Here is a 13997-nt window from a genome sequence, read left to right on the forward strand (position 1 = left end):
CCAGACGCAGCGCGACGCGCGGCAGCAGCACGCGAACGACGGCGGGGCCGGTCCACCAGGACCGGCCCCGCCGTCATGCGCGCAGGAGGATGCGGGCGCGTCAGGGCCCGCGGCTCGACATGATCTGCTGGAACGCCGGATCCTGGACGATCAGCGTCAGCACGAGCACGCTCGTGATCACGGTGGCCACCACCGCACCGACGATCGGCACCCAGAAGGCCAGGCGCTTGCGCTTCACGAGCTCGAGCGAGATCCACGCGGCGAGCACGAAGACGACGATGTTCACGACGTTGACCGCTATGCCGATGACGGAGGTCTGCGGGGTCACCTCGTAGGTGCCGCCGCCGAAGAGCGCGTACGACTGGTTGATGGCCTGCGACGGATCCGCGTTCGCGCCGATGCTGCCGGCCACGTTCACGAGGCCCGCGGCGAGCAGGCCGACCGTGATGGCCGCGTCGAAGCGACGCGGTGCGCGGCGCGGCTCCTGGCCGGCGAGGTAGCCGGGGCGCTCGGGGCGGGTGCCCGGGGCGGAGGCGGCGGGATCCGGCGTGGACGCGATGCCCGGCGCACGGCGCGTGCCCCGGCGCTCGGCCGCGGCGGCCTTCTCGGCGACGCGACGGGCATCCGCCGCGGCCTTCTCGGCGTCGCGGCGCTCCGCCTGCTGACGCTCGCGCGCGGCCTTCCGCTCCTCGGCCATCTGCTCGGCGAGGGTCTGCGGGGCGGCCGACCTACCGGGCTTCCTGCCGCGGCCGGCGGACGCGGGGGCATCGCGCTCGGCCTGCGCCCGGCGGTACTCGGCAGCCTCCGCGACGATGCGCGCATCCGCCTCGGACAGCCCAGCGTCCTTCGACGAAGAGGACGAGGACGAGGTCGACGACGACGCGTACTCGCCGTAGCGCGGAGCGGGTCGACCGGGACGGCGCGCGCCGTCGTCGTCGCTCACGCGCGGGTGCGCCCGCCGATGGCGCGGGAGTCCGTGTTGCCGGACTGGTCCTTGCGCAGCTCCTTGGGGAGCGAGAAGACGAGGTCCTCCTCGGCCGTGACGACCGCGGTGACGTCGCCGTAGCCCGCGTCGGCCAGGTCGTCGAGCAGCTCCTGCACGAGGACCTCGGGCACGGACGCGCCGCTCGTGACGCCGACGGTGTTCACGCCGTCGAGCCACTCCTGCTTGACCTCGGACGCGTAGTCGACCCGGTAGGACGCCTTGGCGCCGTACTCGAGCGCGACCTCGACGAGACGGACGGAGTTGGAGCTGTTCGCGGATCCGATGACGATCACGAGGTCGGCGTCGACGGCGACCTTCTTGATGGCGACCTGACGGTTCTGCGTGGCGTAGCAGATGTCGTCGCTCGGCGGGTCCTGCAGGTTCGGGAATCGGGCGCGGAGTCGGCGGACCGTCTCCATCGTCTCGTCGACCGACAGCGTGGTCTGCGAGAGCCAGACGAGGTTGTCGGGGTCCTTGACCTCGATCACGTCGGCGTGCTCCGGGGAGTTGACGACGATGGTCTGCTCGGGCGCCTCGCCCGCGGTGCCCTCGACCTCCTCGTGGCCCTCGTGGCCGATGAGGAGGATCTGCATGTCGGCCTTCGCGAAGCGCACGGCCTCGCGGTGGACCTTGGTGACGAGCGGGCAGGTCGCGTCGATGGCCTGGAGCCCGCGGTCGGCCGCGCCCTGGACGACGGCCGGCGAGACTCCGTGCGCGCTGAAGACGACGTGGGCGCCTTCGGGCACCTCGTCGACCTCCTCCACGAAGATCGCGCCCATGCGCTCGAGCGTCGAGACGACGTGCACGTTGTGGACGATCTGCTTCCGCACGTAGACGGGGGCGCCGTAGCGCTCGAGCGCCTTCTCGACGGCCACGACCGCGCGGTCGACGCCGGCGCAGTAGCCCCGCGGTGCGGCGAGCAGGACCTTCTTGGGCCCTGCCACCGGGTTATCCTTGAGCCTGTTGCGGACGCCGGGCATCCGCGGCATCGACAGGCTGACGACGGGTGCTCCCACGAGTCGCTGGTCAGTGGTCGCTGTAGTCACAGTCCCGAGTCTAAGCGCCCGTGCTGGGCGACGAGTGGGGGAGCCATGAGCGAGACGCGCAGCGTGTCCATGCCCGCGGCAGATGCCCCGACGGTCGACGCGCCGTGGCCCGTCTCGGTGCTGTCCGGCAAGATCAAGGGCTGGATCGACCGGCTCGGCACCGCCTGGGTCGAGGGCGAGATCACCCAGTGGGGCGGATCCGGCGGCAATGTCTACGGGAAGCTCAAGGACCTCGACGTCGACGCCACCATCAGCTTCACCGTCTGGTCGTCGGTGCGCGCGAAGATCCCGGCCGACCTCGGGCAGGGCGCCCGCGTGGTCGCGCTCGTGAAGCCCAACTACTGGGTCAAGGGCGGCACGCTCACGATGCAGGTGCTGGAGATGCGCCACGTCGGCCTCGGCGACCTGCTCGAGCGGCTCGAGCGGCTGCGCCAGACGCTGCGCGCCGAGGGCCTCTTCGACGCCGACCGCAAGCGCCGCCTGCCCTTCCTGCCCGGCTGCATCGGCCTCATCACAGGCAAGGACTCGGACGCCGAGAAGGACGTGCTCCGCAACGCGCAGCTGCGCTGGCCGAGCGTCAGGTTCCGCGTCGTGCACACCGCGGTGCAGGGCGACCGGGCCGCGGGCGAGGTCACGCGCGCCATCGGGGTGCTCGACGAGGATCCCGAGGTCGACGTCATCGTCATCGCGCGCGGCGGCGGCGACTTCCAGAACCTGCTCGTCTTCAGCGACGAGAAGCTCGTGCGCACGGCGGCCGCGTGCCGCACCCCGCTCGTCAGCGCGATCGGGCACGAGGCCGACCGGCCGCTGCTCGACGACGTAGCCGACCTCCGCGCATCGACCCCCACCGACGCCGCGAAGCGCGTCGTGCCGGACGTGTCCGAGGAGCTGTCGCGCGTGCAGCAGGCCCGCGCGCGCATCGGCATGCGCCTCACCTCGCAGGTGCGCGGCGAGATCGACCGCATCGAGCAGCTGCGGTCGCGGCCGGTGCTCGCGAGCACCGCGTGGATCGTCGACTCGCGCGCCGAGGAGCTCGGCCGCTACATCGCGCGCTCCGCGGAGCTCGCCGGCCGCGTCGTCGAGCGCGGGATGCAGCAGACGAGCGAGCTGTCGCGGCAGCTGCGCACGCTCTCGCCGCAGCACGTGCTCGACCGCGGCTACGCCATCGTGCAGACGGCCGACGGATCCGCCCTCCGCGCCCCCGAGGACGCGCCCGACGGCACCGGCCTCGTGCTGCGTCTCGCGGCCGGCGCGCTCGGGGCCACCTCCACCGGCCCCACCGACGACATCCCGTCGTCGGCCGCGCGGCTGCCCGCATCCCCCGCCCCGGACGCCCGGCCGGCGTCCGGCGCCGAAAGCTAGGATCACCCCCATGCCCACCAGCCCCGCCGACACCGGCGCACGCCTGCCCGACGTCTCCGAGCTCAGCTACGAGGAGGCGCGCGACGCCCTGGTGCGCGTCGTCAACGACCTCGAGCAGGGCGCGTCCACGCTCGAGGAGTCGATCGCCCTGTGGGAGCGCGGCGAGGCCCTCGCGGCCCGCTGCGAGGAGTGGCTGCTCGGCGCCAAGGCGCGGCTCGACGCCGCCCGCACCACCGCATCCGACGCCGGCTGACCGTGGCGAAGGACCGCACCCCGAACGTCGTCGCCGAGCTCGGCCGACCGGAGACGCCCGAGGAGACCGCCGCCCGCAAGGCCGCCGACTCCCGCCGCCACCGCGCCAAGCAGACGTTCCGCAACCTGCTCTACTCGCTCATCGTGACGGTCGCGACCGTCGCCGTGATCGTCGCGCTGGTCCCCCGCTCGAACACCACGATCCTGCCCGACGTCGACTACGGCGCCGCGGCCGCCGAGGCGCAGGGCGGCTTCCCGCAGACGCTCGTGGTGCCCGACCTGCCGACGGCGTGGAAGAGCAACGACGCGGAGATCCGCCCGGCCGGCCGCGACGGCGTGGCCGTCTGGTACATCGGCCTCATCACGCCGAGCAACCGCTACATCGGGATCTCGCAGGGCATCGACGCGAACCCCACCTGGCTCGACGAGACGCTGCAGTCGGCGCCCGAGGTGAGCTCCGAGGAGATCGGCGGCCTCGAGTGGACCCTGTACGACAACTCGCAGGCGGACGACCCGGGCAACGTCGTCCTGGCCGCGAGCGCCGTCGACGGCGACAGCACCTACGCGATCTACGGCACGGCCGACGCGAACGAGCTCCGCACCGCGATCGACGCGGTCGCCGCCGCGCGCACCGCCCCGGCCGGGTCGACGCCAGCGCCCACGAGCAGCGGCGACACGAGCACCGACGGCACCACCAGCACCACCGCACCTGGAGAGGGGATCGAGGGATGACCGATCAGGACGACACCGTGCAGGCGCCCGCCGCAGTCTGGGCGGAGATGGTGGAGGGCAACGCGCGCTTCGTCGCCGGCACGCCCGAGCACCCGCGCCAGGACGTCGAGCGCCGCGCCGCCCTGGCCCACGTGCAGCGCCCGGTCGCTGCGCTCTTCGGCTGCAGCGACTCGCGCCTCGCGGCCGAGATCATCTTCGACAAGGGCCTCGGCGACCTCTTCGTGATCCGCAACGCCGGCCAGATCATCTCCGACTCCGTGCTCGGCAGCCTCGAGTACGCCGTCGCCGTGCTGGGCGTGCCGCTCATCGTGGTGCTCGGGCACGACGAGTGCGGCGCCGTGCGCGCCGCGATCGAGAGCGCCGCGCCCGGAGCAGAGGCGCTGCCGCCGCACATCGCGAACCTCATCGCGCCCATCGCGCCCGCCGTCCGCCGGGTCGCGGGCGACCACGTCGTCCCCAGCGAGGTCGACGCGGGCGAGGTCGGCCGCCAGCACCTGCGCGGCACCGTGACCCGCATGCTGGAGGCGTCTGAGATGATCTCCGACCGGGTGGCGGCCGGTAGCCTGGCCATCGTCGGCGCCAACTACAAGCTCCTCGAGGGCACCGCGGTGCCCGACGTCATCGTGGGCGACATCCCTCGCTAGAGGGCCCGTCCGCGCTGACCCCCCAGACCCCCGCGGCCCACGGGCCCGGGTGCATCACCCGTTCCCGAAGGAGAGAAGCAGCGTGGCCGACATCGCCCCAGGATCCCCGAGCAGCGCGGACGAGTTCCGCATCGAGCACGACACGATGGGCGAGGTGCGGGTCCCCCGGGATGCGCTGTACGCCGCCCAGACGCAGCGGGCCGTCGAGAACTTCCCCATCTCCGGCCGCGGGCTCGAGCCCGCCCAGATCCAGGCGCTCGCCCGCATCAAGCGCGCCGCCGCGATCGTGAACGGCGAGATGGGCATCATCGACGCCGACGTCTCGGCCGCCATCGTGTCGGCCGCCGACGAGGTGGCGGGCGGATCCCACCACGAGCACTTCCCCATCGACGTGTACCAGACGGGCTCCGGCACGAGCTCGAACATGAACATGAACGAGGTCCTCGCGGCCCTCGCGACCGCGTCGCTCGGCAAGCCCGTGCACCCGAACGACCACGTCAACGCGTCGCAGTCCTCCAACGACGTATTCCCCACCTCGGTGCACGTCGCCGTGACGGGCGCGCTCCTCGCCGAGCTGATCCCCGCCCTCGAGCACCTCGCGGAGGCGCTGGAGACCAAGGCCGAGGCGTGGAAGGGGCTCGTCAAGGCCGGCCGCACGCACCTCATGGACGCGACCCCGGTCACGTTCGGGCAGGAGTTCGCGGGCTACGCGCGCCAGGTCCGCCTCGGCATCGAGCGCGTGCGCACCGCGCTCCCCCGCGTCGCGGAGGTCCCGCTCGGCGGCACCGCGACGGGCACCGGCATCAACACCCCGCTCGGCTTCCCGCAGAAGGTGATCCGCGTGCTCGCGGACGACACCGGCCTGCCGGTCACCGAGGCGCTCGACCACTTCGAGGCGCAGGGTGCGCGCGACGGCCTCGTCGACGCCTCCGGTGCGCTGCGCACCCTCGCGGTGAGCCTCACGAAGATCTGCAACGACATCCGCTGGATGGGCTCGGGCCCGAACACGGGCCTCGGCGAGCTGCACATCCCCGACCTCCAGCCCGGGTCCTCGATCATGCCCGGCAAGGTCAACCCGGTGATCCCCGAGGCGGTGCTCATGGTGTGCGCGCGCGTCATCGGCAACGACGCCACCGTCGCGTGGGCGGGTGCCTCGGGCCTCTTCGAGCTCAACGTCGCGATCCCCGTCATGGGCTCGTCGCTGCTCGAGTCGATCCGCATCCTCGCCTCCTCCACGCGCCTGCTCGCCGACAAGACCGTCGACGGCCTGCGCGTCAACGAGGAGCACGCGCGTGCGCTCGCGGAGTCGTCGCCGTCGATCGTGACGCCGCTCAACCGCATCATCGGCTACGAGGCCGCGGCGAAGATCGCCAAGCACTCGGTCGCGCAGAAGATGACCGTGCGCGAGGCCGTGGTCGACCTCGGCTACGTCGAGCGCGGCGAGATCACCGAGGAGCAGCTCGATGCGGGCCTCGACGTGCTGCGGATGACGGCGCCCGGCCTGTAGCCGCCGCTTTCTCCCCGACGCCGACGGGCGCCGATCCCCTCGGGGACCGGCGCCCGTCGTCATGCGCGGGGCGGGTGGATCACACCGGGTCGCCGTCGAGCAGCCCCGTCACGAGCGCCGCGATCGCGCTGCGCTCCGAGCGGGTGAGCGTGATGTGCCCGAACAGCTCGTGGCCCTTCAGGGTCTCGATGACGCTCGCGACGCCGTCGTGCCGGCCGACGCGGAGGTTGTCGCGCTGCGCCACGTCGTGCGTGAGCACCACGCGCGAGTTCTGGCCGATGCGGCTGAGCACCGTGAGCAGCACGTTCCGCTCCAGCGACTGCGCCTCGTCGACGATCACGAACGCGTCGTGCAGCGAGCGCCCGCGGATGTGGGTGAGCGGCAGCACCTCGAGGATCCCGCGCTCCACCACCTCGTCCATGACGTTCTGCGAGACGACCGACCCGAGGGTGTCGAACACGGCCTGCGCCCAGGGGTTCATCTTCTCGGCCGCGTCGCCCGGCAGGTAGCCGAGCTCCTGGCCGCCCACGGCGTACAGCGGCCGGAACACCATGATCTTGCGGTGCTGCTGCTTCTCCAGCACCGCCTCCAGCGCCGCGCAGAGGGCGAGCGCCGACTTGCCCGTTCCGGCGCTGCCGCCGAGGGACACGATCCCCACCTCGCGGTCGAGGAGCAGGTCGATCGCGAGCCGCTGCTCGGCCGAGCGGCCCTTGAGGCCGAACACCTCGCGGTCGCCGCGCACCAAGTTGACGGTGCCACGGCGGACGACGCGACCGAGGGCGGATCCCCGGTCGGAGTGCAGCACGACGCCCGTGTTCACGGGCAGGTCCTGCACGACGCGCGTCTGCAGCGACTCGCCGTCGTAGAGGTCGGCCATCTGCTCGCTGGAGAGCGTGACGTCGGCCATGCCGGTCCAGCCGCTGTCGACGGCGAGCTCGGCGCGGTACTCCTCCGCCTGCAGCCCGATGGAGGCCGCCTTCACCCGCAGCGGCATGTCCTTGGAGACGACCGTGACCGCGAGGCCCTCGGCCGACAGGTTGAGCGCGACCGCGAGGATCCGGGAGTCGTTGTCGCCCAGCTGCAGGCCGTTCGGCAGGCCGGCCATGCTCGAGTGGTTGAGCTCCACCCGCAGCGTGCCGCCGGCCTCGCCCACCTCGATGGGGAAGTCGAGCCGCTCGTGCTCCTCCCGGAGCTGGTCGAGGAGGCGGAGGGCCTGGCGCGCGAAGTAGCCGATCTCCGGGTCGTTCCGCTTCGACTCGAGCTCGGTGATCACGATGACCGGGATCACCACCGCGTGCTCGGCGAAGCGGAAGAGCGCACGCGGGTCGGACAGGAGGACGGAGGTGTCGAGCACGTACGTGCGCTCGGCCTGCGGCGTCCCCTCCTGCCTGCTCGCGCGTCGTGCGGTGCTGCTCTGGCTGTCCATCGGGGCCACGGGCCACTCCATCCCCGAGCGGTCGCGCTCGGATCCTGACGGCGATCGGGCCACGGTGGCGAGAAGAGATCCTGCGGCCCTCTCGATCGGGCGCCATGCCCGATGAGTGCGAACCTACGTCGCGCACCGTCGACATGACCAGAGCGACGCGGGTCCGGATGTGTCGTGGACATTAACTCTTGCCCGGCGCGGTCGACCGACCGCGTCGGCGGCCCGGATCGGGCGTCTCAGGAGCCGAAGCGCCGCTGCCGCGAGGAGTAGTCGCGCAGGGCGCGGAGGAAGTCGACCTCGCGGAGGTCCGGACCCAGCGCCTCCATGAAGTAGAGCTCGCTGTGCGCCGACTGCCACAGCATGAAGTCGCTGATGCGCTGCTCGCCCGAGGTGCGGATCACGAGGTCCGGGTCCGGCTGCCCGCTCGTGTAGAGGTGCTCGCCGATGAGGTCGGGGGTGAGGAGCGCCGCGAGGTCCTCCAGCGTGCCGCCCGCGAGGTGGTGCTGCTGCACGATGCTGCGCATGGCGTCGGCGATCTCGGTGCGCCCGCCGTAGCCGACGGCCAGGTTGATGTGGAGCCCGGCGTTGCCCTTGGAGCGCTCCTCGGAGGCGTCGAGCCGGGCGATGAGCTCGGGCGGCAGGCCCTCGTCGGATCCGACGTGCTTGACGCGCCAGTCGCGGTGCTTGGAGAGGTCCTCCGCGAGCTCGCCGATGATGTCGATGAGCGCCGTGAGCTCGGCGCTGCCGCGGCCCGTGAGGTTGTCGGTGGAGAGCAGGTACAGCGTGGTGACCTTGATGTCGAGGTCGTCGCACCACTCGAGGAACTCGAGGAACTTGGCCGCTCCCGCGCGGTGCCCGTGCGCCGCGGACTCGAGCCCGAGCTGGCGGGCCCAGCGGCGGTTGCCGTCGAGGATCATCGCGATGTGGTGCGGCAGCGCGTTCCTGTCGAGGCCGCGGCGGATGCGCTTCTGGTACGCCCGGTAGAGCAGACCGCGCCACGGTCGGATCGGCTTCTCTCGCACGGGGGCAACGCTATCCCACGCGCCCGGGAGCCGGATCGCCCTCCCGGCCGACGTCGTGGACGGCTGTCCTACACTCGCAGGATGACGCGCGACGCCTCCTCCCCCGGACCGCTCGGCAGCCCGGAGGACGCGTCGTCGGGTGAGCAGGCGCACGTCGCCCACCTCCCGCTCGTCGAGGACGCGCAGGACGCGGGCCCCGAGCCCAAGCCCACGTGGCGCGGCTGGCTGCATGCGGGCATGACCCCGGTGGCGCTGGTGCTCGGGATCGTGCTCATCGCGGCCGCCGACGGGGCCGCGGCGAAGATCGCATGCGCCGTGTTCGTGGCGTCGTCGCTGCTGCTGTTCGGCGTCTCGGCCGTCTACCACCGGTTCGACTGGTCGCCGCGGGCGAGGATCCTCCTCAAGCGGATGGACCACGCCAACATCTTCCTGCTCATCGCGGGCTCGTACACGCCCATCACCGTGCTCGCGCTGCCGCACGGGAAGTCGGTGCTGCTGCTCTGGCTGGTGTGGTCGGGGGCGGCGCTCGGCGTGCTGTTCCGCGTGTTCTGGATCCACGCCCCGCGCTGGCTCTACGTGCTGCTCTACCTCGTGCTCGGCTACGCGTCGCTCGCGTTCATCGTCGACTTCTTCCGCGCCGACGCCGCCATGATGACGCTCATCCTCGCGGGCGGCCTCGCCTACACGGTGGGCGCGGTCGCGTACGCGCTGAAGCGGCCGAACCCCTGGCCCGGCCGCTTCGGCTTCCACGAGATCTTCCACGCGTTCACCCTCGTGGCGTTCCTCTGCCACTGGACGGGCATCCTCCTCGTGGCGACTCACCCGCCCGTCGTCTGACCGGAGCTCGCACCGGCCTGCGCAGCCGGGTCAGGCGTCCGCGTTCAGGCGCCCGCGCGCCCGAAGCCGGGGAACCGCGCGACGAACCCCGGGTTTGCCGCGAGCAGCTCGCGGGCGTACCGGGGGTGGTTCGCCGTGGTCGCGTCCACGTCGAGCTCCACGATGCGGCGCACCTCGCCCGGTCCCTCGAGGAGGGACGCGTGCACGCGGAGCCCCGCGTCGTGCAGCCCGTCCACGAGCGACCGCGTGAGACCGCGCCACGGCAGCATGATGGTGCGCGCCCGCGTGGGCGCGACCGCATCGCGCCACTCGCCGTCGATGTCGGCGACGAGCAGGCCCGTGCCGCGCGGGAGGTCGGGCAGCCCGGCCATCACGTCCACGAGCGCCTGCGGGTGGAAGCTGATGACCGTGCAGCGTGCCCGGTCGGCGTCGCCGCGGGCGCGCAGGAGCGCGACCAGGGGTCCCGCCGCCGCCGGCGCCTTGACCTCCACCTGCACGAGCCCACGCGTGCGGTCGAGCACCTCGTCGAGGGTCGGCACGCGCTGGCCCGAGCCGAGGTCCACCGAGCGGACCTCGGCCAGCGTCAGCTCCTCGACGGGCGTGTCGAGGTGCGGGCCGGGCGCCGCCGCCGTGCGCTCGAGCGTGCGGTCGTGCAGCACGACCACCTGCCCGTCGCGCGTGAGGCGCACGTCGAGCTCGATCTCGTCCGCCCCGGCCCGCTCCGCCGTCGTGAACGACAGCATCGTGTTCTCCGGGCAGTCCGCCATGCTGCCGCGGTGGCCCGCCAGCAGGAAGGTGCGCGGAGCGCCGGTCACAGGTACGGCTCGACGTTCTCCGTGTAGGCGGACGTGAGCTGCGTCGCGGCGGCCGGGAACACGGCGGCCGGGTCGGCGTCCTGCGTGAGGATCTGCGACCACGGCTGCTGCAGGTCCGTGTCGCCGTTCGGGATCAGTGTGCGCGCCCAGTCCTGCGAGCGCACGTGGTCGAGGCTGTCGTACACGGTGCGGAAGGCCGGGTTCGACGCCCAGAAGCCCGTGAGGTCGGACGACTCGCCCGCCGAGGTGCGGGAGGGCGCGTAGCCGGTCTTCTTCGCCAGGGCGACTTGCTGGTCGACCTCGGTCAGGTGCTTGATGAACATGGCCGCGGCGAGCTGCTGCTCCTTGGTCTTGCTGCCGATGACCGCGAGACCCGTGCCGCCCGTGGGGACGAACTGGCCCTGGGGGCCGCCCGGCAGGACGCCCGTGCCGATGGGGAACTTCGCGCTCGCGGTGACGATGCCGACCGCGCCAGCCGAGGCGATGGTGCAGGGTGCGAGGCCGCCCGCGAAGTCGACCGCGGTGTCGCCGCTGGCCGCCGCGACGTTGGCGATCTTGGAGTCGAAGACGAGGCCGCGCGCGTATCCGGCCGCCTCGAGCGTCTCGGGCTGGTCGAGCTTCAGGTCCCAGCCGTCGGAGTACTGGCCGCCGCGGCCCCAGAGGACGTTGCTCATCGCCCAGGTGCCGATGGATCCCTGCGGCAGGCGCACCGCGGGGTTGCCGCCGGTGACCTTCATGATCGCGGGCGCCCACTCCTCGAGCTCGGCCCAGGTGTCGGGCGCGCGGTCCGGGAGGCCGGCCTTCTGCCAGATCGACTTGTCGTAGTAGAAGATCGGCGTCGAGCGGGCGTACGGCACCGCGTAGCGCGCTCCGTTGTAGAGGTAGTCGTCGAGGAACACCTTGTTGAAGTCGTCGACCTCGAAGCCGAGGTGCGACATGAGGCCGTCCATCGCGATCGACTGCTTGTTCACCATGTAGCGGAACCACCAGGTGTCGCTGGCGTTCACCATGTCGGGCATGCTGTCGGTGCCCGCGGCCGCCTGCAGCTTCTGCGCGATCTCGTCGTAGCTCGCGCCGCCCGTCACCACGTTCACGGTGATGCCGGTCTTCGCGAGGAAGTCCGCCGCGAACTGGGCCTCGAGGTCGGAGGTCTGGCCGGGGTGCGTGGTCCACCACGTGATGTCGGTGGCGGGCTGGATCCCGTCCCAGTCCGTGTCGGGGGCCGCGGTGGCCGCCGTGTCGCCGCCGACCGACGGGCCGGAGCAGGCGGCGAGCATCGCGGTGCCGCCGAGGACGGCGCCGAGCTTCAGGACGCTGCGGCGGTCGAACGGGCGGGCGGCGAAGCCGCCGAGGGCCGAGCGGGGATCGATGGGCATGGTTCTCCTGGGTTCGGGATGCGGGTCGTGCGGGAGGGGATGAGGCGGGGAGGGAGGGGCGTCAGCCGGTCACGGCGCCGGCGGTGAGGCCGCCGACGATGCGCCGCTGGAAGACGAGGAAGACCGCGAGCACCGGGATCGTGACGATGACGGTGCCCGCCATGAGCACGCCCCAGTTGGTGATGCCCGTGGTGTCCTGGAGCAGGGTCAGGCCGACGGGCAGCGTCATCATGCGCGGGTCGGTGGTGACGAGGAGCGGCCAGAGGTAGTCGTTCCACTCGCCGACGATGGAGACCAGCGCGACCGCGGCGATCGTGGGGCCCGACATGGGGATCACGAACGACCACAGACGGCGGAGGTGGCCGGCCCCGTCCATGGAGGCGGCCTCGAGCACGGAGCCCGGCAGCGTGAGGAAGTGCTGGCGGAACAGGAACGTGCCGTACGCGCTCGCGACGCCGGGGAGGATGAGGCCCGGGTAGGTGTTGATCCAGCCGAGGCCCGCGATGACCTGGTAGTTCGGGATCATCACGATCTGCTGGGGCACGAGGAGCGCGAGGATCACGACGCCGAACCACACGTTCTTGAACGGCACGCGGATGAAGACCAGCGCGTAGGCGGTCATCAGGCCGAGCAGCACCTTGAGGCCCGAGCCCGCGATCGTCTTGATGAGGCTGTTGGTCGCGAGCGTGGAGAACGAGACGGTGTCGGACGCGGTCGCGTAGTTCGTCGGGGCGAAGGACGACGGCAGGAGCTTCAGCGGCAGCGAGTAGATCTCGCCGAAGTCCTTGAAGCTCGTGAGCACCATCCAGACGAGCGGGAGGAGCATAACGACCACCGCGAGGGCGAGCGCGAGGTAGGTGCCGGCGAGGGGCGGGCGGGAGGAGCCGGACGCGTCCGGGCGGCGGCGGCCGGAGCGCGGACGGCGCGACCCTGCGGTCGCCCCCGCGGACTCGGGACGGGCGAGGGTCGTGGTCACGAGTAGTGCACCTTCCGCTGGACGATCACGAGCTGGACGAGCGTGACGACGAGCAGCACGAGGAAGAGGATCGTGGCGACGGCGGACGAGTAGCCGGCCCGTCCGGCCACGAAGCCCTCGTGGTAGATCTGGTACATCATCGTGGTGGTCCCCTGCAGCGGCCCGCCCTTGGTCATGGCGCTGATGAGGTCGAAGGTCTGCAGCGAGCTCAGCAGCGTGGTCACGCTGAGGAAGAACGTGGTCGGGCTCAGCAGCGGCAGCACCACGCGGAGGAACGTCCGCACGCGTCCGGCGCCGTCGAGGGCGGCCGCGTCGAGCAGGTCCTTCGGCACCGCCTGGAGCCCCGCGAGGTAGATGAGGGCGCAGTAGCCGAGATCGCGCCAGACCTGCACGGTCGTGACCATGGCGAGGGCGGCGCCCGGGTCGCTGTACCAGTCGGGCGACGGGAGCCCGATGAACTGGAGGCCCGCAGAGATGAGACCGAAGTTCGGGTCGAAGACGTAGAGCCAGAGGAAGCCGACGGCCACGCCGGAGAGCACGTACGGCGCGACGATGATCGTGCGCACGGGCCCGCGCAGCCGGATCCGCCTGTTCAGCAGCACAGCGACGCCGAGCCCCAGCACCATCGAGCCCACCACCGTGACGCCGGTGAAGATCAGCGTTACCCGGATGACCGTGGGCGTCTGCGGGTCCTGGAACCAGGCGACGTAGTTGGCGAGGCCGATCTCGCGGGCCACCGAGGAGCCGATGTTCCACTGCAGCGTCGAGTAGTAGAAGGACTCGAGCAGGGGCTTGTACGTGAAGACCGCGAGCAGCAGCACGTTCGGACCGACGAAGGCGAGGAACAGCAGGCCGTCGCGCAGCCGGCCCGGGCGACGACGGCGCGGGCGCGGCGCGGCGGACGCGCGTGCGACCGTCGGCGGGATCGGGGCCGATGCCGCTCCGGGCGGCGGTGCGACCCGGGCGGGCGCGGGGGCATGCGTCATGTCGGGCTCCTCATGCGGCTCACGAGAGGGA

At 72.1% G+C, this 13997-nt stretch carries 14 protein-coding genes; 6 read left to right on the plus strand and 8 right to left on the minus strand.

What is annotated here, in order from left to right; translation table 11 throughout:
- Positions 1 to 100: 100 nt before the first annotated feature.
- Together KYT88_RS11590 and KYT88_RS11595 are read right to left on the minus strand one after the other, a co-directional pair.
- Complete coding sequence (locus KYT88_RS11590) at positions 101 to 943, minus strand: DUF6264 family protein (RefSeq protein ID WP_043588600.1); 843 nt, start codon at positions 941 to 943, stop codon at positions 101 to 103.
- Complete coding sequence (locus KYT88_RS11595) at positions 940 to 1974, minus strand: 4-hydroxy-3-methylbut-2-enyl diphosphate reductase (RefSeq protein WP_041465029.1); 1035 nt, start codon at positions 1972 to 1974, stop codon at positions 940 to 942. Before KYT88_RS11595 ends, KYT88_RS11590 begins: the two co-directional genes overlap by 4 nt.
- Before the next feature lie 102 nt (positions 1975 to 2076).
- Here KYT88_RS11595 and xseA point away from each other — a divergent pair, with 102 nt between their 5' ends.
- From xseA to KYT88_RS11620, 5 genes are all read left to right on the plus strand, one after another.
- Positions 2077 to 3393 carry an exodeoxyribonuclease VII large subunit gene (xseA, locus tag KYT88_RS11600; RefSeq protein WP_043588604.1) on the plus strand — a complete coding sequence of 439 codons (1317 nt, stop codon included), beginning with the start codon at positions 2077 to 2079 and terminating at the stop codon, positions 3391 to 3393.
- Positions 3394 to 3403: 10 nt separating this feature from the next.
- Complete coding sequence (locus KYT88_RS11605) at positions 3404 to 3646, plus strand: exodeoxyribonuclease VII small subunit (RefSeq protein WP_012038920.1); 243 nt, start codon at positions 3404 to 3406, stop codon at positions 3644 to 3646.
- 2 nt (positions 3647 to 3648) lie between these two features.
- Entirely contained in the window at positions 3649 to 4377 is a 729-nt protein-coding gene (locus KYT88_RS11610; protein WP_043588606.1) for a DUF4245 domain-containing protein, read from the plus strand.
- On the plus strand, positions 4374 to 5021 hold the full coding sequence (locus KYT88_RS11615; RefSeq protein ID WP_043588608.1) for a carbonic anhydrase: 648 nt from the start codon (positions 4374 to 4376) through the stop codon (positions 5019 to 5021). Before KYT88_RS11610 ends, KYT88_RS11615 begins: the two co-directional genes overlap by 4 nt.
- A gap of 82 nt (positions 5022 to 5103) precedes the next feature.
- Positions 5104 to 6528, plus strand: a complete 1425-nt coding sequence (locus KYT88_RS11620; protein WP_081841012.1) for a class II fumarate hydratase — start codon at positions 5104 to 5106, stop codon at positions 6526 to 6528.
- Positions 6529 to 6607: 79 nt separating this feature from the next.
- On the opposite strand, the gene phoH2 is transcribed toward KYT88_RS11620, so the two are convergent.
- Entirely contained in the window at positions 6608 to 7954 is a 1347-nt protein-coding gene (phoH2, locus tag KYT88_RS11625) for an RNA 5'-3' helicase PhoH2 (RefSeq protein ID WP_043588715.1), read from the minus strand.
- 236 nt (positions 7955 to 8190) lie between these two features.
- Positions 8191 to 8976 carry an isoprenyl transferase gene (locus KYT88_RS11630; RefSeq protein WP_043588610.1) on the minus strand — a complete coding sequence of 262 codons (786 nt, stop codon included), beginning with the start codon at positions 8974 to 8976 and terminating at the stop codon, positions 8191 to 8193.
- Between the two features lie 81 nt (positions 8977 to 9057).
- Between KYT88_RS11630 and trhA the strand changes: the two genes are divergently transcribed.
- On the plus strand, positions 9058 to 9813 hold the full coding sequence (gene trhA, locus KYT88_RS11635; RefSeq protein WP_043588612.1) for a PAQR family membrane homeostasis protein TrhA: 756 nt from the start codon (positions 9058 to 9060) through the stop codon (positions 9811 to 9813).
- Positions 9814 to 9857: 44 nt separating this feature from the next.
- Here trhA and KYT88_RS11640 read toward each other — a convergent pair whose 3' ends face one another.
- The 4 genes from KYT88_RS11640 to KYT88_RS11655 form a co-directional block, all read right to left on the minus strand.
- Positions 9858 to 10628 (minus strand): glycerophosphodiester phosphodiesterase, encoded by a 771-nt coding sequence (locus tag KYT88_RS11640; RefSeq protein WP_043588615.1) that lies wholly within the window; start codon positions 10626 to 10628, stop codon positions 9858 to 9860.
- Positions 10625 to 12004, minus strand: coding sequence for an extracellular solute-binding protein (locus KYT88_RS11645; RefSeq protein WP_043588617.1), 1380 nt, complete (start codon positions 12002 to 12004; stop codon positions 10625 to 10627). Before KYT88_RS11645 ends, KYT88_RS11640 begins: the two co-directional genes overlap by 4 nt.
- Positions 12005 to 12065: 61 nt before the next feature.
- A complete protein-coding gene (locus tag KYT88_RS11650; protein WP_043588618.1) occupies positions 12066 to 12980 on the minus strand; it encodes a carbohydrate ABC transporter permease in 915 nt (304 codons plus the stop codon).
- Positions 12977 to 13966 (minus strand): carbohydrate ABC transporter permease, encoded by a 990-nt coding sequence (locus tag KYT88_RS11655; RefSeq protein ID WP_043588621.1) that lies wholly within the window; start codon positions 13964 to 13966, stop codon positions 12977 to 12979. The genes KYT88_RS11650 and KYT88_RS11655 overlap by 4 nt, the downstream gene beginning before the upstream one ends.
- Between the last annotated feature and the right edge of the window lie 31 nt (positions 13967 to 13997).

This window comes from Clavibacter sp. A6099 (assembly GCF_021919125.1).
Lineage (GTDB): Bacteria > Actinomycetota > Actinomycetes > Actinomycetales > Microbacteriaceae > Clavibacter > Clavibacter seminis.